This window comes from Deltaproteobacteria bacterium (genome assembly GCA_026129095.1).
Lineage (GTDB): Bacteria > JAGRBM01 > JAGRBM01 > JAGRBM01 > JAHCIT01 > JAHCIT01.
On record JAHCIT010000005.1, the window covers coordinates 275,534 to 295,539 of the forward strand.

The window sequence follows — 20,006 nt, forward strand, 5'->3', positions numbered from 1 at the left end:
GCGCTATTGCGGTGCCCCGGCTGGTCCGGCCGGCTCGACCGGTATGGACGTTGCTTCCGGCAGGCGGCGGGCACCCTTGCGCTCCAGCTGGAAAATAACGGGAGTCTTGATTTCAGCCCGGTCCACCTCATCCACAACGATACCGCGGAAGGTGTCGTCCGTTCCCTTTTGCGAGTTCAGCACCGGCCGGTGAACGATAGCGCGAACGGTAGTGCGGCGGTGCTTGCCCTTCACATTGGTGAAAACCAGCCGGTCACCCACCGTCAGCGGCTGCTCCGGCATCAAACCGATAACAAGGACTCCCTTGTCGTCCAGGGTATAGGCATGGAGCCCTTCAAAAAACAGTTCGCCGTCACTCATGACTCGTGTTCCTGCCAGTTCGCCGGTATTCGCCCTCTTGCGGTTTCCATACTGCCTTCAGCCTGCCGGGAGGTCAACGCGCCGCCCTCCGGCAGACGACACGGACGGCATTTTCCCGGTGGCGGCGGGGTTCCAGCCTCACGACCGATTCGATTTTCCACTCCGGGGCCGATGCTGCCAGTTCGGCCCGTTCAGATGCCTCAAACGCCGGCCCCCGGATGAACAGGGCCCTGCCGTCAGGGCCCAGGAGCTCACCGGCGAGGTTCAGGACAAACGCCGGAGTACCCAGTGCCTGCGCCGTCAGGCGCGAGAACGAGCCGGGTTTGCCGAACAGTCCCTCCTTCACTGATTGCGGCGTAATCCGTATGGCGAACGCCCGGTAGTTGTCCAGCCCCAGAAGGCGGGCGGCATGCTCCTGGAAGGTGACCTTTTTCTGGCGGGCTTCGATACTGATGACACGGACGGAGGGGATCGCCCAGGCGATGACGAGCCCCGGGAACCCGGCCCCCGATCCCACATCGGCCACCGTGGAGCCGGCCGGAATCTCCTGTGCAATATCGAGTGCGTCCAGAACGAGGGCTTCGAGAATGGCCTCTTCATCCGGCAGGGCCGTGAGCCGTACCGTCCGGTTCCATTTCAGGAGTTCGCGGGCGAGATCCGCAAGCGGACCAGGCCCGGTGCGCGGTGAACCGGCGGCGGCCAGCCGCTCTGCAACGCGCCGGTTGAGCGCATCCATGCGCCCGCCACCTCAGGAGGCCGCGTCGGCTTCGTCCCCGCCGATCAGCTTGTCCACATCCATCTTGTAGTCGACGGTGGTTTCAGCCTTGATCTTGTCCAGAAGCTGCTGCTGGATTTCGTTCCGCATATGGCGGGTGATCTCCTCGCGAAGCTCCGACATCTGCGCTTCCTTCTGGGCAGGATCGGGATCCTGCCGGGACTTGAGGCGAATCAGCACGAGCTTGTCCTCCACCTCGAAGGGACCGGCCGTTTCACCGGGTGTCTTGAGATTGAATGCCGCCAGCTTTAGCGCGCCGGACTTTCCGATCTGGTTCACCACATCACGGCCGGAGGCACCAGCGGCCGAACCGGAATCGCTGCGCGAGAAGACACCCGTATCGCCCGAGGCCGCTCCCTTGAGAAGCCTGGCCGCACGCTCGGCCGATCCACCGGGCCCGCTCATTGCCTTCCGGGCCTTGTCGAGGTCCGCGGCGATCCGCTCCCGGGCAAGCTGCTTTTTCACCCGCTCGGTAATCTGTTCACGGACCTCTTCCAGCGGACTCGGTGCAGGCGGCATCACATCCTTGAGCTGATAAACAATGACCCGGTTGCCGATCCGGGCCATCCGGGGAGCATCTCCCGGCTTCAGTGTTCCAAAAATTGCCTCTTCGTCGTCCTGGCCCAGCCTTCCGATTCCGGCGAGTGCTTCGCCACGGGAGAACGGCGGCGAGACGATGATTTCGGGCGCGCCATCACCGCCCGTCGCGGGCAGGCCGCTGGACCGGACCTTGTCAAGAAAGGCGGCCGATTCGATATCCACCACTGCCTGCGCCCGCTGGTTGGCAAGCTTGCGCCGGATCGCATCCTTCTGGTCATCGAATGGCTTTCGCGCACCAGTAGCGAACTTCTCCGAGACGTGAATAAACCGGTATGCACCCATCGACTCGAAGATTTCCGATGTATCGCCGAGGGCAAGCGTCTTGGCCTTCCCGACGATATCCTTGTTGAAGTACTTGTCGCTGATGAGTCCCAGGTCACCGCCACGCTTGAGCAGCTTCTCGCGGCGGTCGGTGCTCACCTCATTGGCCACGGCGGCGAAATCCTCACCCCCACGGACACGGGCGAGAGCCTTTTCAATGATGTCCCCGGCCTTGGCCTTCTTCTCGTCCGCAGAAAGCTTCTTCAGCGCCTCGTCTTCGGGGTTGCCGAGGTCAAACCCGACGACCATTTCCCGCACCCGGAAGTTTTCCTCCGCGAACGTGAACTCCTCTGCATTCTGGTCATAGTAGGCGCGAATATCCGCATCGGAGATATTCTTCACGTTGTCGCGGTCACGGACTTCCTTGCTGGCCGGATTGAAGTCGGCATAACGGACCACCCGGCGCTCGGGCCGGAAAAACTCGACCTGGTTCTGGTTGTAATAATTGCGGATTTGCTCCTCGGTGGGCTTCATCGAGGAGGCCAGTTCAGCAATTCCGGTGCTGACGAACTCAAGCGCAATCTTGGTATTGCGGTCCAGCCATTCCTGCTCCACATGAGCCCGGCTCGGCCGGACTCCATCGTAGAAGAGATTCGTCAGCTTCTGCCGGATCAGATCCTCGCGCAGCTCATTCTCGAACTTTTCGGCCGTGGTCCGCCGCCGCTGCAGCCATTCCTGGTAGTTCTGGAGCCGGAATACGCCTTTCTCATCATGAAAAGCGGGGGTTTCGCGCACCATGCGCCTGATTTCCTCGTCGCTCACATTGAGTCCCAGCTCGCGGGCCCGGTCGAGCGCCCCATACCGGAATATCAGCCGGTCTATCGAGAAGCTCTTTACCTGGGGAAGGAAGTAGGACTTGAGCTGTTCCCACTGGTCGCCATACTGCTCCTGAAACCGGTATTCCATCTGGCGGTAGGCTTCGAGGAACTCCCTGACCGTAATCTTGTGCTTGCCATTGATGACGGCGAAAGTTTGCTCTGCGCCCTCGCGGCTGCTCCGCCCGACATTGGGTACGACCATGAACCCGATGAAAAAAGACCCCGCCAGAAGCCAGAGGAGGATCTTGGAACCCAGTGACTTGAAACGCTGCGATACGGTCTGCTTGGCCATTTGAACCTTAACCTGACAAAAACAGCCAAAAGGCTGGAATTTCCACGGGATAGGGCGGGGCTCCACCAGCCTGAATCCACCAAACCCGGGACCCCTCTAGTGGCCGGGAGAGCGGCCCCTTGTCAATCCCGCCCTTTGCCCCTTCAGGACACTGGCGCTCTGCCGCTGGACCGGTAATAAACATGCAGAAGGCCAAGGGCAGGGAACCGGAGAGCTTCACCGCCCGGTTAAGGAAAGGACTCGCTTCCGGCCATCCATGTTCGCACTCTGGAACCGCCCTGCTCCCCGCCTGATATTTCTGACGCTTGTTGCGATGGGAGCCTTTGCCACGAGCGTCTCCCGGCAGAACCAGATCGGCCCCATCCCGGCACTGGTACTGGACGCTTTCTCCCTCCTGCAGATGACGGCCGCAAAGACAGTCAGCCTCACTGGCGAAGCAGGCAGCCGCTACGTGTATCTTGTCGGTGTGCAGAAACGCCTGGACCAGCTGGAAACGGAACGCGGCCACCTTCTTGCCGAACGGGCCGCGCTCGTCGAACTGGCGCGGGAAAATACCCGGCTCCGCGAACTGATCGGTCTCAAGGAAAAACTCGGCGGCGATCTCGTTGCCGCCCGCGTCATCGGGATCGCCGACGAGGAAAAGGCGACACTTACCATCGACCGTGGTTCGCTCTCGGGAATCCAGCCAGGACAGGCCGTTCTCGCCAACGGCGGCGTGATCGGGCAGATCTGGTACGCCGGACGGCTTACATCCACTGTGCTGCTGCTGGAAGATCCCCGAAGCCGGGTGCCTGTCTACAATGCCCGTTCACGGGCCCGGAGCATCGTGACGGGCGGTGGAGCAGGCGATCCGCTGGAAGTAAACCGCGTCCGCCGTACCGATGACGTTCAGCCGGGCGACCTGCTCATTTCGGCCGGGTCAGGGCTGATCTTTCCCCGTGGCCTCCCTGTGGCGATGGTAACTGCCGTGGGAAATCCCGGCGTCGGCCTTACGCTGCCCGTGACGGCTGTTCCGGCAGCCAGTGTCAGGCATCTGGATGAGGTGCTGGTGGTACGGGCGCGGGCCGAGGCCGGAGACGAAACGGAGGAAACCCCGGCTGATATCCAGCCACCTGCCGAAGGAAACCCGCCATGATTGATCCGAATGCCGATCCGGTGTGGCGCGGGTTTTTCCTGTACGTGCTGGCGGGCGCCATCTGCCTGATCCTCCAGCAGACAGTCCTCATACCGTTCCTGCCGTGGCTCACCATCCAGCCGCTGGTGGTACTCACTGTCCATGCCGGCTTCCGCCGGGGTCCATTCGAGGCAGGCTGGATCGCTACCGTGCTGGGCATCCTGTGGGATGTGACAGGGAGCGGCCTGTTCGGTGCCTGCTGGCTGCGGCTGATGTTCGTCCTCCTGGCGGTCCATTTTGGCCGCCGTTTCCTGCGGGACACACTCCCTTTTCTGCTGTTTGCCGTCGTTCTGGCCACGGTGATCGAACGGGCGGCGATCATACTGCAATATACCGGGTTCGCCGGCTTGCCATCCGGTCCCGCCGGAAGCCTGTCAAACCTGCCGGCGTCCGTGTTTTTCAACCTGATCCTCACCGTAGTCCTCTCGGCGCTGATCGAATGGGCCTTCCGGATCCGTCCATTCCGGCTGTCGGAGGCTGGCATCTCGGTAACCGGCCCAGGCGGTTTCGGGCGCGAAAGGTAGGAAATGGCTTCCTACCTCGACACTAGCGAAATCCTGAAACGCCTGCAGGGTCGGGTTACGTTTCTGGTGATCCTGTTCGCCATTCCGCTCCTGCTGCTGGTGGCGCGCCTGTTCGTGCTGCAGATCGTACACCACGAGTTCTACGCGGGGCTGAGCCGGGACAACAAGCTCATCAGTGAGCGGATTGCCGGATATCGCGGCATTGTGAAGGACCGCCACGGAATCACTCTGGCGGAATCGCGGGCGGGGTTCTCTCTCGTGCTGCTGCCGGACCAGTTCCGGGCGCCCCGGCACGACAAAATCCGCAGGGCAGAGATAGATGCCGTCATCACCCAGATCGCCGGACTGCTGGAGGATGAGCCGGAGAATATCCGCCGTTTCATCGCCTCATGGAAGGGCCGGGACCGGTTCTTTTACCAGCCTTACCGGCGCGATCTCACCTGGGACCAGATGTCCCGGATCGAGGAAGCGCATCTTCCGCCTGCCTATGCCGATGTCGTTACCGATCCGGTACGGGACTACCCGTTCGGACGAAACCTGTCGCACGTGCTTGGTTACGTGGGCGAGGTAAACGAAACGGAACTGGCGCAACTCCGCGAGGCCCACCCCGGCAAGGACTACCGGCAGGGTGACTGGATCGGGAAAGCCGGTCTGGAGCTCACCTTTGAACAGGATCTCCGGGGCCAGCCGGGATACCGCGAACGGGTAGCCAATGCCCGTGGCGAACTGGTGGAGCCCGAGGATCTCGCGGAATTCGGCATCTCCGGCGAATACATCCCGGCACAGGCGGGGAACTCGCTCGTGCTCACCATCGACGCCGAACTGCAGACGTACGCCTGGGAACGGATGCTCGGCACCCGTGAAGGCGCACTGATCGCACTCGATCCGCGGAACGGCGAAATCCTGGCCATGATCGACAAGCCGGGCTTTGACCCCAACCAGTTCTCGATCGGAATATCCGGTGCCGCGTTCAGCGCGCTGCTGAACGATCCCGACCGTCCGCTTTTTTCCCGCGCCATACAGGGACGCTACCCGCCCGGCTCGACCTACAAGATCGTCACCCAGGCCGCCGCCCTCCAGGAAGGCGTCATCGGCCCGCACACGTCCTGGCTGTGCACCGGCAAGAAAAAGTTCGGGAACCGCGACTTCGGGTGCTGGAAGAAGGAAGGACACAGCACCATGGCGGCGCACGATGCGATGAAGCACAGCTGTGACGTCTACTTCTACAGCGCCGGGGCCCTGCTCGGCATCGACAAGCTGGCCTACTGGTCGGGGCACTTCGGCCTCGGCAAGCCCACCGGAATCGAACTCCCACGCGAAACTGCCGGTGTGAACCCCAGTCCCGAATGGAAACAGCGGACAATGAAGGAACCCTGGTACTGGGGCGAGGTTATCAGTTCAGCCATCGGACAGGGTTACACACTGATGAGCCCCCTCCAGGTGGCCAAGATGACATCCGTCATCGCGGCAGGCGGGCGGGTCTTCCGTCCGCATCTGGTCCGCCAGGTCCAGTCCCCAACCGGAAAACTCATCCGCACCATTCCCGTGGATCCCGAAATCGTCCTCCCTCTCCGGCCGGAAGTCATCGATACGGTAGCCGACGGAATGCGGGCCGTCGTGAACGAGCCCGGCGGAACGGCCTACCGCGTTCACAGCAAGGAAATCGTGATCGCCGGGAAGACCGGAACCGCGCAGGTCACAACCATGGACGTCCAGCGCCAGTACAAGGAGCAGAAGCTGCCTCTGCCCTACGAGCTTGAGGATCACGCCTGGTTTACCGCCTTCGCTCCGGCCGGGCCGTACGAAACGCCGGAGATCGTCGTCGCCGCGCTCATCGGCCATGGCGGATCAGGAAGCCGTACGGCTGCGCCGGTCGTGGCCGATGTCATCGCGGAATGGAAGCGGCTGAAGGAGCGCCGGCAGCTTGAGGCAAGCGCCGCTGGTGCCGGGGGCGGACACCGATGACGGGAAGGACCGGACCCTCGCGCCTGGACGGCTGGATCATCTGGCCGCTCGCCATGATTTCCGTCGCGTCGGTGATCAATCTCGTGAGCGCAGGACAGACCATCGCCGGCAGGCCCGTCTGGATTTCGCAGGTGGTTGCCATCGCGGTTGGTGCGGTGATCTTCGGGATCGTTTCGCTGGTGGACCTGAAGTCCATCGAGCGGTGGGCCTACTGGCTGTATGCGACTGGCATCCTGGTGCTCGCCTCAGTGCATTTCGTGGGATACAGCGCTGGCGGTGCAAAAAGCTGGCTCAGGCTGGGTCCGGTGGGGCTTCAGCCGTCAGAGCCGATGAAAATCATCCTCATCATCACGCTGGCACGATTGCTGGTCCGGCAGGGACTGGAACGGCCCGTGGGACTGAGCTCCCTGCCCAAGATACTGGCACTTGCATTACCGCCTCTCGCACTGATCCTGAAGGAGCCGGACGTCGGGACAGCGGTGATTTATGCCACCATGATCGGAACGCTGATCCTCTTCGCAGGGATCGACACGACGCTGAAACGTCTTGCAGCCGGTTCGATGATCCTCGTTATCGGTGGCCTGTCCTTCTATGTCTTCATTCTGGATCGCGACCCGCTCCAGCACCTGAAGGCACACCACCGGAAGCGGCTCGTCGCACTTGTCGATCTTGAATCCGATCCCAAAGGTGTCGGCTACCAGCAGATCCAGGCCAAGATCGCCATCGGCTCAGGTGGCACAGGGGGCCTTGGATGGATGCGCGGCAGGCAGAGCCAGTTTGCCTACGTGCCCAAGCAGCATACCGATTTCGCCTTCTGTGTGCTGGCCGAGGAGTGGGGATTCACCGGAGCGCTCGCCGTGATCACCTGCTTCTGGATCCTGATACTCCGGGGGGCCGCAGCCGCCCGCGAATCCCGCGACCCGTTCGGGACGCTCCTCTGCGTGGGGGTCGTGTCCCTTCTTTTCTGGCACATGGTCATCAACCTGGGAATGAATCTCGCCGTCATGCCGGTCATCGGCATTCCGCTGCCGGTCATATCCGCTGGAGGAAGCTCCGTGCTGACACTGTTCGCCGGAATGGGCATCATCGCGGCGGTTTACCGGGACCGGTTCCATTTCTAGCCGTAGTGCGGATGGCCGGCTCTACTTGAGCCCCGGCCCGCTTTTCACACCGACGCGGGGGCAGATATCCGCCAGGATGCAGCCCTCGCAGCGGGGCTTCCGTGCCGCACAGGTGTCCCGGCCGAGAAAGATCAGACGGTGGGAAAAATTGGTCCACTCGTCTTCCGGCAACAGGCCCATCAGCTCGAACTCCACCTTGACGGGATCCGTGTGACGGGTGAGACCCAGGCGGCGGGAGAGCCGTCCCACATGCGTATCCACCACGAGTCCGGGAATATCGAAGGCGTTGCCGCGTACCACGTTGGCTGTCTTGCGGCCGACACCGCGAAGCGAAATGAGGGCGTCCAGTTCCACCGGTACCCTGCCACCGAACCTTTCAACGATATCCCGGCAGGCCTCCTGTATTGATTTCGCCTTTGAACGGAAGAAACCGGTCGAGCGGATCAGCTTCTCGATTTCCCCGATATCGGCACGGGCGAATGCCTCTGCCGTGGGGAACCGGGCAAACAGGGCTGGTGTCACCATGTTGACCCGCACATCCGTACACTGGGCCGACAGGATTGTTGCCACGAGCAGCTGGAGCGGCCCCTCATGGACAAGCGCGCACTCGGGATCCCTGTACCGGCGCTTGAGACGCCGGACCACTTCCAGGGCACGGGTCCGCCTGGCCACGGCTGTTTCACGGGATTTAGCCATTACCAGGCCCCGCTTGAGCGAACAGGGAGCGTACCGGATCCGGAAGCGCCGTCTCTGGTACCGCTGCAAGCCCTCCCGACATGTCCGCACTGCTGTAGGTGTTCCAGAACATCGCCGGCCCCTTGCAGCCACGCGCACGGTGCAGCAGCGCCGCAAGAGTTTTCCCCGTATAAGTGGTTTCGAGACTCAACCCTTCGCTCTCCCCGGCCCGGCGGACCGCCTCGCGTGACGCCGCCGTCGGGTCGCCATAGCAGCGGCCCAGATAGCCGGTCTCGAACCGCAGCCGTGCACGGGAAACGGGAGGTAACGGACGGCCCGTGAGCGACTGGAGCTTTCGGTGACCGGCTTCGGCCAGCAGCCAGACAACGTATGGGTTGCTCAGGGGCCGCTCCACAACCTGCACGGCTCGAACATTCACGTCTGCTTCCGCCAGATGAAACCCGAGCAGCAATCCTGCTGCCGTTCCGCCAGAACCCGCCGCGACAAAAACATCGGACGGGAGGGGACATTCCCCCGCTTTCGCCTGACCGACCAGTTCCAGTGCCGCTCCGGCATAGGCCAGCACGGTAAGCGGTGTCGAACCGCCCGGAACCAGGACATACGTCCGGTTACCAGGCAGGAATGTACGGCCCGCTTCCGCCGCGATCCGCGCCGCCATTTCTGCCGGGCCGGATACGGGCACGATGTCCGCCCCGAAGGAGTGCAAAAGGCGCTGAACCTCCACCACATGCGGCGTCAGCGGCTGGGGCATCACATAACCAGTGGTCCCGATCCCGAAGCTCCGGGCAAAAGCCGCCGTGGCCAGCACATGATGGGAGCCCCAGCCTCCACCTGTGACAATCCGTTTCAACCCGCGGCGGAAAACTTCCGGGAAAACCAGTTCCAGCTTCCGGACCTTGTTGCCGCCATAGAGGCCAGAACTGGTATCGTCGCACTTGAGCCATATCTCCGCCCCCGTTTCACGCGACAAACCCCCTGCCCGTTTTACTGGCGTCGGAAAGCGCCCAAGCGGTTCGGCGGGCAATCGGCCAGCGAGCTCCGGAGCAAAGCGGTACAAGGCGTCGGGCGGCATCAGCAGGAAAGGTAGCATGGAGCCGGGCGTCATTGGCGAAATCCCGTTCGGGACCGTCTACAATCATCGCCAGAGCCTATGCGGATAGCAGTTATCGGAGCCGGTTATGTGGGTCTTGTGACGGGGACGTGTCTCGCCGAGACGGGAAACGACGTGGTTCTGGTGGACACGGACCCGGAGAAGATCAAAGTCCTGCGGCGTGGCGAGTGCCCCATCTACGAGGCAGGCCTGGAGCGCCTGATCCAGAGAAACGTGAAGGGCGACCGGCTCGCCTTTACCACGGATACGGCTTCCGCCGTGAAGGGCCGGCAGGTGGTATTCATCTGCGTTTCGACCCCGCCGGGCGAAAACGGCCAGTGCGATACCCGGAACATTGAATCGGCTGCCCGCGCACTGGCACCCGCACTGGCAGCAAATACCATCGTAGCCCTGAAAAGTACCGCTCCTGTAGGAACGACAGCGAAAATACGCGAGTGGATTTCTGCCGGAACACAAACCCCGTTCCATGTGGCGTCAAACCCCGAGTTCCTCAAGGAAGGAACGGCGGTCAATGATTTCCTCAAGCCCGACCGGATCATCATCGGTTCCGACAATCCGGTGGTGTTCGAAACACTGGAGGCACTCTACGCGCCATTTGTGCGTACCAACAAACCCATACTGCGGATGGATATCGCCAGCAGCGAACTCTCCAAATATGCCGCAAACGCCTACCTCGCCATGCGTATTTCGTACGTGAATGAACTGGCGTTGCTTACTGGCCGGGTTGGAGCCGATATCTCCGCCGTTCGTCGCGCCATCGGCAGCGATCCGCGCATCGGCGAAGGGTTTCTGTTCCCCGGGCCGGGCTATGGCGGATCGTGTTTCCCAAAAGACGTCCTGGCCTACCGGGAGCTTGGCCGGTCGGCGGGACTCACACTGGAGCTGGCCGAAGCAACCCACCGCGTAAATGAGCGCCAGAAGCAATACGTGCTGGAACGGACTATCGAAGCACTCGGTGGCCAGCCGAAGGGGAAGCGTGCAGCTATCTGGGGGCTTTCGTTCAAGGCCGGAACCGACGACTGCCGGGATTCAGCTTCGCTCACCGTGATTGAGGGGTTGCATTCGGCAGGCGTTCTGGTCACCGGCTACGACCCTGAGGCCCGCGAACGGAATCTGGGCGACGTGGCCCGCCATGTCCGTCTGGTGCAGAAACCGTACGACGCGCTTGAGGATGCCGACGTGCTTGTGATTCTGACCGAGTGGAACGAATTCCGCGAGCCGGACTTTGAGCGGATGAAGTCGCTGCTGAAGTCGCCCGTTGTCGTTGATGGCCGGAACCTGTACCGGAAGAACCGGATCGAATCACTCGGTTTCCGCTACTTTGGTATCGGGGGCCACCGTACGTGACTGTCCCAAACCTTGCGGATTTCTACCGGGGTGGCGCCGTTGTTATTGCCGGTGGCGCCGGCTTCATCGGCTCACACCTTGCAGAACGGCTGATGGCTCTGGGCGCGGGCGTCACGGTCATTGACAATGAACTGACAGGTTCGAGAAAGAATCTTGCCGGCAGCCCGGCCGTCACGTTCATCCGGGCAGACGTGACCGAGCCGCTGCCTCCGCTGCCCCCGAAACCTGCCGCCGTTTTCAATCTCGCTTCGGCGGCCTCCCCGGTTCATTACACGAAATACGCCATCGAGACGCTCCGTGCCGGCTCAAAGGGAACGGAAAACCTGCTCGACCTGGCTGAAAAATCCGGGGCCGTATTCGTGCAGGCCTCCACAAGCGAGGTTTACGGCGACCCTGATATCCACCCCCAGCCCGAAACCTACTGGGGCCGGGTAAATCCCGTGGGGCCCCGCTCCATGTACGACGAGGCAAAACGCTACGGGGAGGCCCTGTGCGCCGCCTATGAACGAAGCCGCGGTGCCAACGTCCGGATTGCCCGCATTTTCAATACGTATGGGCCACGAATGCAGCTTGATGATGGGCGCGTGGTGCCCAACTTCATCGCACAGGCTCTCCGGGGCCAGCCGCTCACTGTATATGGAGACGGGAAACAGACCCGCTCGTTCTGCTACGTGAGCGACCTGGTGGACGGCCTGCTCAGGCTTGGGGCGTCGGACGTGCGCGGCCCGGTGAACCTGGGGACTGGCGATGAGCGCACCATTCTGGACTTCGCCGGACTGATCCGGAAACTTACCGGCGCACAATCGGAAATTGCCTTCCGGCCGCTGCCCACGGACGATCCGCTGCAGCGCAAGCCCGACAACACCCGCGCCCGGCAGCTTCTTGGATGGGAACCGGTAGTGCCGCTGGAAGATGGCCTTAAAGAGACAATCCGCTACTTCCAGAAGGTCATGGGAGCCTGACTATCGCCCTTCCCTCTCCGCTCGACTATCTATCTCTCCATGCCCGAACTCACGGTTATCATTCCCTGCTACAATGAGCGCGAGACGATCCGCGAGATCGTCTCGCGGGTGCTCGCCACGGGCTATGATCTTGAAATCGTCATCGTCGACGACGGTTCGACTGATGGCACCCGCGACCTGCTGTCTTCCCTGGAGAGTCCGAAGGTCCGCGTGGTGCTCCAGCCGCACAACATGGGAAAAGGGGCCGCCCTCCGGCGCGGCATAGAGGAGGCCAAGGGCAAATTCGTGATCATTCAGGACGCAGATCTCGAATACGACCCGGCCGACTACAGCCGCCTGCTGGAACCCATGCGTACGGGACAGTACGACGCCATCTACGGGAGCCGGTACGCCGATGGCTGGCGCGGCAAGTCGCCTTTCTGGCACTTCTTCGTGAACTGGACACTCACGACGATCGGCAATCTGGTCTTCGACCTTGATCTCACCGACATGGAATCCTGCTACAAGTGCTTCCGGCGGGATCTCATCCAGGATGTCCCCCTCAAGTCCAACCGGTTCGGTTTTGAGCCGGAAGTCACGGCCAAGCTCGCCCGGCGCGGGGCACGACTTGCCGAAGTGCCTATCAGCTATGACCGGCGGGGTTTTGACGAGGGCAAGAAGATTGGCTGGAAGGACGGCTTCGCCGCCCTCTGGCACATTGTGCACTTCGGCTGGCTGTCGCGGGAATACTAGGAAAACTACTTGAAGACGACAGTATCACCCGGCGCCAGACACTGTCAGTGATCCGGGCTGCGTGATTTGGGCGTCAGTACTTCACAGAACAGCCATAGGCCTGGGTCGAGGCCGTGGCCACCGGCTTTCCTGCCATTGCCTCATCAAGGGCCTGCGAGACGTAGTTGACCGACTTCGGAATGTCCTTCTGGTCGGTAGAACGCTTGCTGTCGATGGCCCCGGCATAGATGAGATCCCCCTTGGGATCGATGACAAACATATGCGGTGTCGTCTTGGCATCATAAGCCCGGCCGATCTTCCCCTCCGGGTCCAGTATCACGGCTGTGGGGGACGCGTTGTGTTTCTTCACGTCGGCATTGGCTTCTTCTGGTGTCGAATAGCCCTGTTTTCCAGGTGCGGATGAAATGACGCTCAGCCAGATGGTTTCCTTTTCCGTGTATTTTTTCTGCAAGCCCTGCATGTTGCCGCTGTCATAGTGCTTGGCCACATATGGACAGCCATGGTTCAGCCACTCGAGCACTACATATTTTCCCCGGTAATCGGACAGGTTGTAATCCTTTCCATCACTGCCCTTCCCGGTAAACGACGGGGCAGGTTTGCCGATCTCAAGCGCCGATGCCCTGCTGCTCATCAGCACACTGATACCGGCGCCCATCGCCACCAGCGTCATCACTGCCGCTATTCCCTGTATCCACGTTTTCTTCTTCATGGTGTCCAACCTCGCTGAAAGTCCAGTTGCGGATTTCCTACCACGGTCCGGCCGGAATGTCCCCCGTGCTGCCTCCCCGCTCACCGGGGAGATTGAACGGCGTTAATCACGATGGAAGCCGTAAGGACCGGCGGCAGGAGCTCGACCCGGCCGGAAATACCTTCCGGATACCAGGCATAGGTGGGCACGCTGTTGCGGCCGAGCCGGGCGAGACTCCCCGCGATCACACTGTCTTTCTGCGTCCAGTCGGCCTTCAAAACGGTGGCTTCCGCGACACCAAATGCAGCCCGCACATCATCACGGGAGAAAACCGTCCGCTCGTTCACCTGGCAGGTGATGCACCAGGCGGCGGTATAGTTGACGAAGAGGGGTTTTCCCGAAACAGCTAGCTCTGCCTCCGGCGACCAGGGTTTCCAGAACGCATCCGCCGATGGGGCGCCGCTGACCGCTACCGCAGGCGGCCGGGCGGTTGCGGCAAGTCCAATCGCCCCGGCAAGGAAAGCCATCGCTGCCACTACGGGCAACGGGCGTAACTGGAACTGCGTCCGCCCCCAGAGCCATCCGGCAATGGCGAGCAGCCATAGCGCCCATAGCAACCGGACTGCATTGTCCACTCCGGACAGATGGCCGTAGACCCACAGCAGCCAGATGCCAGTTCCATAGAGCGGGAACGCCATCACGCGCCGGAAGGTGTCAAGCCACGGACCGGGGCGCGGGAGTTTTTCCAGCCAGGCGGGAAACTCCGACAACACGACATAGGGCGTGGCCATTCCGGCTCCCAGTCCCGCGAATACAGCCACCGCAGAAACAGCGGGCTGCGTCAGGGCAAAGCCCAGCGCCGGTCCCATGAACGGTGCCGTGCAGGGTGTGGCGACGACCGTCGCCAGAACGCCGGTAAGAAACGACCCGCCATAACCTCCGCCGGCCGAACTGCCCAGGCGCGTGAACGAAAGACCGATTTCGTACAAACCGGACAGGCTCAGCGCCAGTGCGAACAGCAGCATGACCAGTGCGGCGACAAAGCCGGGCGACTGCAACTGGAAGCCCCAGCCAAGCTGCTCGCCTCCCGCCCGGAGCAGCAGTAGCGCAGCGGCCAGCACGGCAAAGGCCGCCATGACACCCGAAGCGAACACCCATCCATGCCGCCGGACACGGGCCGGATCGGAATCCGCCTGCTCGACAAAACCCAGTATTTTCAGTGTCAGCACCGGGAAAACGCACGGCATGAGGTTCAGAAGCAGGCCGCCCATGAAGGCAAAAAGAATGGCGAGCAGGAGACCTGGACCTGCCCGGTCCATGCCCCCGGATCGCACTGCCTCGAATGAGAATGCCTTCCGGGTTCCGTCTGGCAGTTTCCCGGCGAGCAGTCCGGGCAGAACCGTTACCGGTGACGGATGCATCGCTTCCTTCGGCACGGAAACCCGCACGACCTCGTTGGCGGCTTCGACCTTCTGCGGGGCAGCGTTCACGAGGATGCCTTCGGTTTCGGGAAAGAGCCGGAGTGTTCCCGGATCGACCCCGCCCAGCACGTTACGCCGGACCACAACAGTGACCATGCCGCTCCGGTCTTCCACCACTGCGGCGCCCGCCGGTAGCGAATGAGGCCGGGTGGCGCGGGCTGCCTCGAAGAGCGGTCCGTGCGGACCGGGCCGGGGAGCGGTTTCCACGGGGATCACAAGTTCGAGCCGTGCCGAGCCAGGAATACAGTCCTCGCGGCACACGAGCCATTTGGCTTCCGTCACAAGGCGAACCGTCTCACCGGGGACCGCGGAGCTGTCCAAGGCAAATTCGACCGGGAAGACCACTTCTCCCTCGTAGCCATAGTTCAGCAGTGGCCCGACCGGAATCCGCTCCGGCGCGGGCCAGTGAAGCGCGCCGGCCGTCACCTCCGGTGGCAACTCCCACTCAAAGCGTGGCGCCTCGCCCGAATCGCCGGGGTTCTTCCAGTAAACGTGCCATTCGGGATCGAGCGTGAACTTCACCCCGGCTTCAAACTGGCTGCCGGGAGAGAGGGCAGCGGAGTCGGCCACCAGTTCCACTGTCACATGATCGCGCCGGACTGGTCCTGAAACCCCGGCAGGCACTGCCGATTCGCCGGCATGGGACGATATCGCTGACAGCAGCCAGAGAAATAACCCGAACGCCGGCACCCGGCCCTGGAGGGCAAAATTCACGGCGCCACTTTAGGCGATCCTGCTGCCATGGGCATTACCAATCCATTCACCCATATTACGGCACCTGCCATTCTGGATGCTGCCATGCCGGTATGTGAAGCAGTATCAGGCCGGTTATTCCCTGAGCACAGCCCCGGAGATCCTGCGCCAGACGGGCAGCAGGTGCCGGTTCCGGTAGTCCGGATATTGTGAATAGACCGCCGGTGCTGCCACCATTTGGAGGAGTCGCGGCACGACCAGCCGGATGAGTGCAGGGTGCCGTGCGAAGGCGGCGGCTTTCGCCGGGAGCGACACAAGCGGCGGCGTCTCCAGTCTCTGGACAAAACCGGGCCACGCCATGGTCTCGTCGAAGATTCCGCTCGCGAACATCTCCCCGACGCCTTCCGTGCCGATGTCGCTGCTCATGCGCCGCATTGCCTCGTAAGCGGCGATCACGGCGCCGAATTCGCGCTGGAACCGGCACTGGTAGTCCCAGAGCTGCTCGTCGCCGCCCGGATCCTTCGCCTGCGTGACCGAGTCGGCCAGCATCCGTCCGGCGATCAGCCCGTAGCCGATGCCGCTCCCGTGAGCCGGGAACACCTGGCAGGCGGCGTCTCCGACGAGAGCGACGCCTCCGGCGGCCAGCCTGTCGCAGGTCCGGCGAAGTGGAATGAGCGCGCCGCCGCCGAAAACCGGTTCGCCGATCCACGGGTGCTCCCGCCGCACACGGGCCATGATCTCCGGCCCTTTCGCCCAGGGGCCCTCAGCCATCGAACCGGTCAGCACGGCGACTTCCTCGAGGTTCTTCTCGACGCGGATCATGAGCGCCGAGAACCCGCCATCGAGCCCCATCCAGTTCACGGCCTCGCCCGGCTGCGCGCCGTGGCGGTCCAGAAAGCGGCGCATCCCTTCCGGATCCTTCAGTTCGTAGACAAAATGGCTGGCCGAACACAGGTCCTTGGCCTCGACGTCCGGACATGAATCCCGCAGGGCGGGGATGTGGCGCCTGAGCACTCCGGACCGGCCGCTCGCATCCACGAACAGCTTGGCCCGGAACCGGAAGCCGCCGCTTCGGCCGTCCTCCGCAGACGCATTGACCGAGATTTCCCGCAGGCGGCCGTCCTCTATTACCGGCGCCAGATTCCGGCACTTCCCGAAAAGGACGGCGCCGCTCGCACGGGCGTCCCGCTGCAGCCGTTCCGTGAGCAGGCGCATGTCCACTTCGATGATGGGGTTATCCGGAAAACGGAGGGTCGTTCCGTCGGGGCCGGTCATGTGAACCGGGTCGCCAGCAGCCCGCAGCTCGGGTTCCCTGGGAAACGGCACTCCCGCCCGTTCGAACTGCCACCGGAGCACGCCGTTGCACCAGCGGGCGCCGGTCTTGTCCATCGTCCGGCTGTCCAGCAGCGCTACCGACAGGCCTGCTCCAGCAAGTGCACGGGCGGCGCCGCTTCCGGCGGTTCCGGCTCCGACCACAACGGCGTCCTTTTCGACCAGTTCCGGCTGGACAGGCATATGCGGCCGCGATTGTGGCACATGACGGCACATATGTGATGGTTTCGCAGCCGTGATGGAACGGTTTTCCTAGATGCTGGACATGGGGCCATTACGCATTTCGGCCAGTCATACGAACGTGATAAACTGGGCCGTATCGTGAGGAAAACAGAAACCACGAATGGCGTTGTGCGGGAGTATGCCTACACCTACGACCCCCAGGCGGGCCGGTTCATCTCGGCCGACCCCCGGCAGCTCGAACCCGCGCCGCTCCAGGCGATGCGGATGGCGGAGTGGGACTACCAGAGCGGCAGCGCCAGCGCCGGTTCCATGTCGGAAGAACGGCTCGCTGACTGGCGGGGGCGGACGTTCGAGCCGCAGGACCTCAACCGCTTCAGCTACGTGCTCAACAACCCGCTGAACCGGGTGGATGTGGACGGGTACGGGTTCTGGAGAAAATTTTTCAAAGTTGTGTTAGCGGTAGTGGTAATCGCTGCTACTTCAGCATTGGCAGGACTTGTATTCGCAGCTATTGGTGGCACCAATCTGGGTGTTGCGGCCGGAGTTGGTGGGTTTACCGGCGGGTCATTGGGCCTGGCCCGGTCCGCCCATCGAAATGTAGATGACTTGGAAGGGATGTTAGTGGGTTCCATGATTGGAACCGGAATAGGCATTCTAACCGGAATTCTCACGTATCTTGGCGGAGCATGATATTCGGGGAAAACCTCACTGAAGTTTCTGAATTTCTTAAGACAGTGCCCGAAATGGCAAGGAGGCTTAGAGGGACTCCAAACCCAGCCGTGGACAGGCGGCGGCCGGTGGAGAAGTCGCCTATTCGCTTGCCAGGAAGATATCAGACCCGCACTAAACTTTATCTTCCAAGACGGCCTTACGGGCAGAGGAATCTCGTTCAGCAGTATTTACTGGCGGCATTGTTACCGGCGGGTATTTTGCGGCGAAAAAGGATCGATCAGCTCGTGGATTACCTAAAGAACAGAAGGAACTGCATTTCTAGGATATCCACGGGAATCTTCGATGTCACATCGCTCGCCCCCATATAACTAAAAGCCAGTGATATGAAGTGTCCATCAGCAATAACAGAATTGCTCCCTTGGTCCTGATCAGTTTGGCATTGGCAGTCTCCTGCCCAGTTGCATGCCGGGCCCAGCCCTGGAACCTATCGACGATGGTGCTTGATCCGGCGGGCAGCTTCTTCTTTCGGAAAGGATGAAATACCCCAATTCCTTCCGATTTCTGGATTGACCATGAGGTAACGGTCAGCGAATACTATCAGTGTCCGTGGGCGTTCGGTACTCCGCCTGAACCCGTTTTGATTGGATTGTACGCTGCAGCTGAACCATCCGTTCTTCTTCGGAAGCCTGGTGAGCCCCGCCCGGCCGCGAGCCGTCCGCAACTGCGTAACGGGACCAGCCAGTATCTACCGCCAGTGGGCAGCGTTGGCTGCCGACAGAAAGGGAATGGGAGAAGGCTGCACGGGGCGATGACCGGCGGATGCCCCCCGGGCGACGCCGCCGTCCAGGACGCGGTGATGAGGAAAACAATGTCTGGTTGTGGCGCAAAACGACATGATGTTTTTGCTCAAAGCCGGATGGAAACCGCCGCATGGCCTGTGCGACATGTCCGGCAATGTGTGGGAGCGGTGGTTGACTGGGCAGAGATTCGGGAAGATCGGAGGCAATAAAATTATCAAAGGTGGGACGTATCGTTGCGATCAGGATTCAAAGACATTGAAACTGACATACCAGGGTGGGGGAAGAAACGAGTTCGCCGTAGATGTTGTCGGCTTTCGATGTGCGAAATAGCGAGTGCCATCCCCATCACCACCCCCGCGTGGGTGAGTATCCGGTCGAAGGTGGCTTGGGGCCTGCATGTCGCCGTACCAGGGCGAGACGAGAAACATCAGGTAAACCGCCGCGAGATAAATCCAGACGGAAGCGAGCAGCAGCCGGCGGGGTACGTCACCTGTAATGTCATATGAAGACTGGCGGGCAGCGGGGGACGCTTATCGAACGAAATATCTGAATCCGCTGTTCGTTCCGGGGGATCAGGAACGGCTGGTCGCGGATCTGCTCTCGGCATAGACATTTAAAACCGCCCCAAGCAATGTGGTTTCAGAAATGCCTATTCCTGATGCTCTCCCCGATCGATGCCATTATTCGGGAAAATATGACCTCCGTGGGTCTAGCGGTTGGGAAACTATTAGAATTGGCACGTTATTTCTGATTGGGGGTTTTGGCATTTTGGAAGTATTCCATGGACCGGTCTCATCGATGAAAGCACTACTTCCCTCTCTCTTCCTTCTTTTCCTTGGGTCCGCCCTGTCCGCCTCGGCAGAACCTGATTGTGCGGCTCTGAGCGGTGACGAGGCGGTGCTTCCGGGGGAGTTTCTTCCGTCGAGTTGGAAATCCGAGAAGCTTCCGGACAAGGGAGATATAGGCCGGTCATTGGAAGAACTCGATTACGGCGATGAACTGCCGGTTTCCCTTGGCATGGATCTGAACAATGACGGCAAGGAAGAGCTGTTTCTGACCAGTCCGGGTGGACGATCGTGCGGGAATGCCGGTTGTCCGTATATTCTTCTCGAAAACGGCTCGATGAAACTGATCGGGAAGTTCTTTGGCCATCTGGCTGTGCTGGATGAGCGTGTCAATAAGTACCGGATCATCCAGTCGTTCAGCCGTCTAAGAGTAGAGGCGACGAACCTGGATACCTGGGTATTTGACGGAAAAGAGTTCAGGCAAGTTTCGCACGCGATCCTAGACCCGTGCGGATTCGAACAATGGGGCCGTCGAATCCGCAAAGCGGCTTCAGGCAAATAGGGATAGTATTAA

General features: G+C 61.6%; 19 protein-coding genes. 11 read left to right on the top strand and 8 right to left on the bottom strand.

Features of this window, described 5'->3' with window-relative positions:
• Positions 1-3: 3 nt before the first annotated feature.
• The 3 genes from KIT79_09490 to KIT79_09500 form a co-directional block, all read right to left on the bottom strand.
• Positions 4-360 carry a hypothetical protein gene (locus KIT79_09490; GenBank protein ID MCW5829534.1) on the bottom strand — a complete coding sequence of 119 codons (357 nt, stop codon included), beginning with the start codon at positions 358-360 and terminating at the stop codon, positions 4-6.
• 73 nt (positions 361-433) lie between these two features.
• Complete coding sequence (locus KIT79_09495; protein MCW5829535.1) at positions 434-1,096, bottom strand: class I SAM-dependent methyltransferase; 663 nt, start codon at positions 1,094-1,096, stop codon at positions 434-436.
• A gap of 12 nt (positions 1,097-1,108) precedes the next feature.
• Positions 1,109-3,166 (bottom strand): SurA N-terminal domain-containing protein, encoded by a 2,058-nt coding sequence (locus tag KIT79_09500; protein MCW5829536.1) that lies wholly within the window; start codon positions 3,164-3,166, stop codon positions 1,109-1,111.
• 256 nt (positions 3,167-3,422) lie between these two features.
• Here KIT79_09500 and mreC point away from each other — a divergent pair, with 256 nt between their 5' ends.
• The 4 genes from mreC to rodA are packed head-to-tail and all read left to right on the top strand — an operon-like array spanning position 3,423 to position 7,950.
• Positions 3,423-4,301: a rod shape-determining protein MreC gene (gene mreC / locus KIT79_09505; protein MCW5829537.1), complete on the top strand. Its 879-nt coding sequence runs from the start codon at positions 3,423-3,425 to the stop codon at positions 4,299-4,301.
• Entirely contained in the window at positions 4,298-4,864 is a 567-nt protein-coding gene (locus KIT79_09510) for a hypothetical protein (protein MCW5829538.1), read from the top strand. The genes mreC and KIT79_09510 overlap by 4 nt, the downstream gene beginning before the upstream one ends.
• A gap of 3 nt (positions 4,865-4,867) precedes the next feature.
• Positions 4,868-6,829 carry a penicillin-binding protein 2 gene (gene mrdA / locus KIT79_09515; protein ID MCW5829539.1) on the top strand — a complete coding sequence of 654 codons (1,962 nt, stop codon included), beginning with the start codon at positions 4,868-4,870 and terminating at the stop codon, positions 6,827-6,829.
• Entirely contained in the window at positions 6,826-7,950 is a 1,125-nt protein-coding gene (gene rodA, locus KIT79_09520; GenBank protein MCW5829540.1) for a rod shape-determining protein RodA, read from the top strand. The genes mrdA and rodA overlap by 4 nt, the downstream gene beginning before the upstream one ends.
• 21 nt (positions 7,951-7,971) lie before the next feature.
• Here the strand turns inward: rodA and nth are convergent, their stop codons facing one another.
• Both nth and KIT79_09530 read right to left on the bottom strand, forming a co-directional pair.
• Positions 7,972-8,646 carry an endonuclease III gene (gene nth / locus KIT79_09525; GenBank protein ID MCW5829541.1) on the bottom strand — a complete coding sequence of 225 codons (675 nt, stop codon included), beginning with the start codon at positions 8,644-8,646 and terminating at the stop codon, positions 7,972-7,974.
• Complete coding sequence (locus KIT79_09530) at positions 8,639-9,751, bottom strand: pyridoxal-phosphate dependent enzyme (GenBank protein MCW5829542.1); 1,113 nt, start codon at positions 9,749-9,751, stop codon at positions 8,639-8,641. The genes nth and KIT79_09530 overlap by 8 nt, the downstream gene beginning before the upstream one ends.
• Positions 9,752-9,796: 45 nt before the next feature.
• Here KIT79_09530 and KIT79_09535 point away from each other — a divergent pair, with 45 nt between their 5' ends.
• The 3 genes from KIT79_09535 to KIT79_09545 are packed head-to-tail and all read left to right on the top strand — an operon-like array spanning position 9,797 to position 12,798.
• On the top strand, positions 9,797-11,104 hold the full coding sequence (locus KIT79_09535; protein ID MCW5829543.1) for a UDP-glucose/GDP-mannose dehydrogenase family protein: 1,308 nt from the start codon (positions 9,797-9,799) through the stop codon (positions 11,102-11,104).
• Positions 11,101-12,066, top strand: coding sequence for an SDR family oxidoreductase (locus tag KIT79_09540; protein MCW5829544.1), 966 nt, complete (start codon positions 11,101-11,103; stop codon positions 12,064-12,066). The genes KIT79_09535 and KIT79_09540 overlap by 4 nt, the downstream gene beginning before the upstream one ends.
• Positions 12,067-12,105: 39 nt before the next feature.
• Complete coding sequence (locus KIT79_09545) at positions 12,106-12,798, top strand: glycosyltransferase family 2 protein (protein MCW5829545.1); 693 nt, start codon at positions 12,106-12,108, stop codon at positions 12,796-12,798.
• A gap of 73 nt (positions 12,799-12,871) precedes the next feature.
• Here KIT79_09545 and KIT79_09550 read toward each other — a convergent pair whose 3' ends face one another.
• The 3 genes from KIT79_09550 to KIT79_09560 form a co-directional block, all read right to left on the bottom strand.
• A complete protein-coding gene (locus KIT79_09550; protein MCW5829546.1) occupies positions 12,872-13,507 on the bottom strand; it encodes a thioredoxin family protein in 636 nt (211 codons plus the stop codon).
• 80 nt (positions 13,508-13,587) lie between these two features.
• A complete protein-coding gene (locus KIT79_09555; GenBank protein MCW5829547.1) occupies positions 13,588-15,681 on the bottom strand; it encodes a thioredoxin family protein in 2,094 nt (697 codons plus the stop codon).
• Positions 15,682-15,795: 114 nt separating this feature from the next.
• On the bottom strand, positions 15,796-17,175 hold the full coding sequence (locus KIT79_09560) for an FAD-dependent oxidoreductase (GenBank protein MCW5829548.1): 1,380 nt from the start codon (positions 17,173-17,175) through the stop codon (positions 15,796-15,798).
• Positions 17,176-17,313: 138 nt separating this feature from the next.
• Here KIT79_09560 and KIT79_09565 point away from each other — a divergent pair, with 138 nt between their 5' ends.
• The 4 genes from KIT79_09565 (at position 17,314) to KIT79_09580 (ending at position 19,994) form a co-directional block, all read left to right on the top strand.
• Positions 17,314-17,865, top strand: coding sequence for a hypothetical protein (locus KIT79_09565; GenBank protein MCW5829549.1), 552 nt, complete (start codon positions 17,314-17,316; stop codon positions 17,863-17,865).
• 750 nt (positions 17,866-18,615) lie between these two features.
• Positions 18,616-18,744, top strand: a complete 129-nt coding sequence (locus KIT79_09570; GenBank protein MCW5829550.1) for a hypothetical protein — start codon at positions 18,616-18,618, stop codon at positions 18,742-18,744.
• A complete protein-coding gene (locus KIT79_09575; protein MCW5829551.1) occupies positions 18,726-18,977 on the top strand; it encodes an SUMF1/EgtB/PvdO family nonheme iron enzyme in 252 nt (83 codons plus the stop codon). The genes KIT79_09570 and KIT79_09575 overlap by 19 nt, the downstream gene beginning before the upstream one ends.
• Before the next feature lie 468 nt (positions 18,978-19,445).
• Positions 19,446-19,994: a hypothetical protein gene (locus tag KIT79_09580; protein MCW5829552.1), complete on the top strand. Its 549-nt coding sequence runs from the start codon at positions 19,446-19,448 to the stop codon at positions 19,992-19,994.
• Positions 19,995-20,006: the final 12 nt, after the last annotated feature.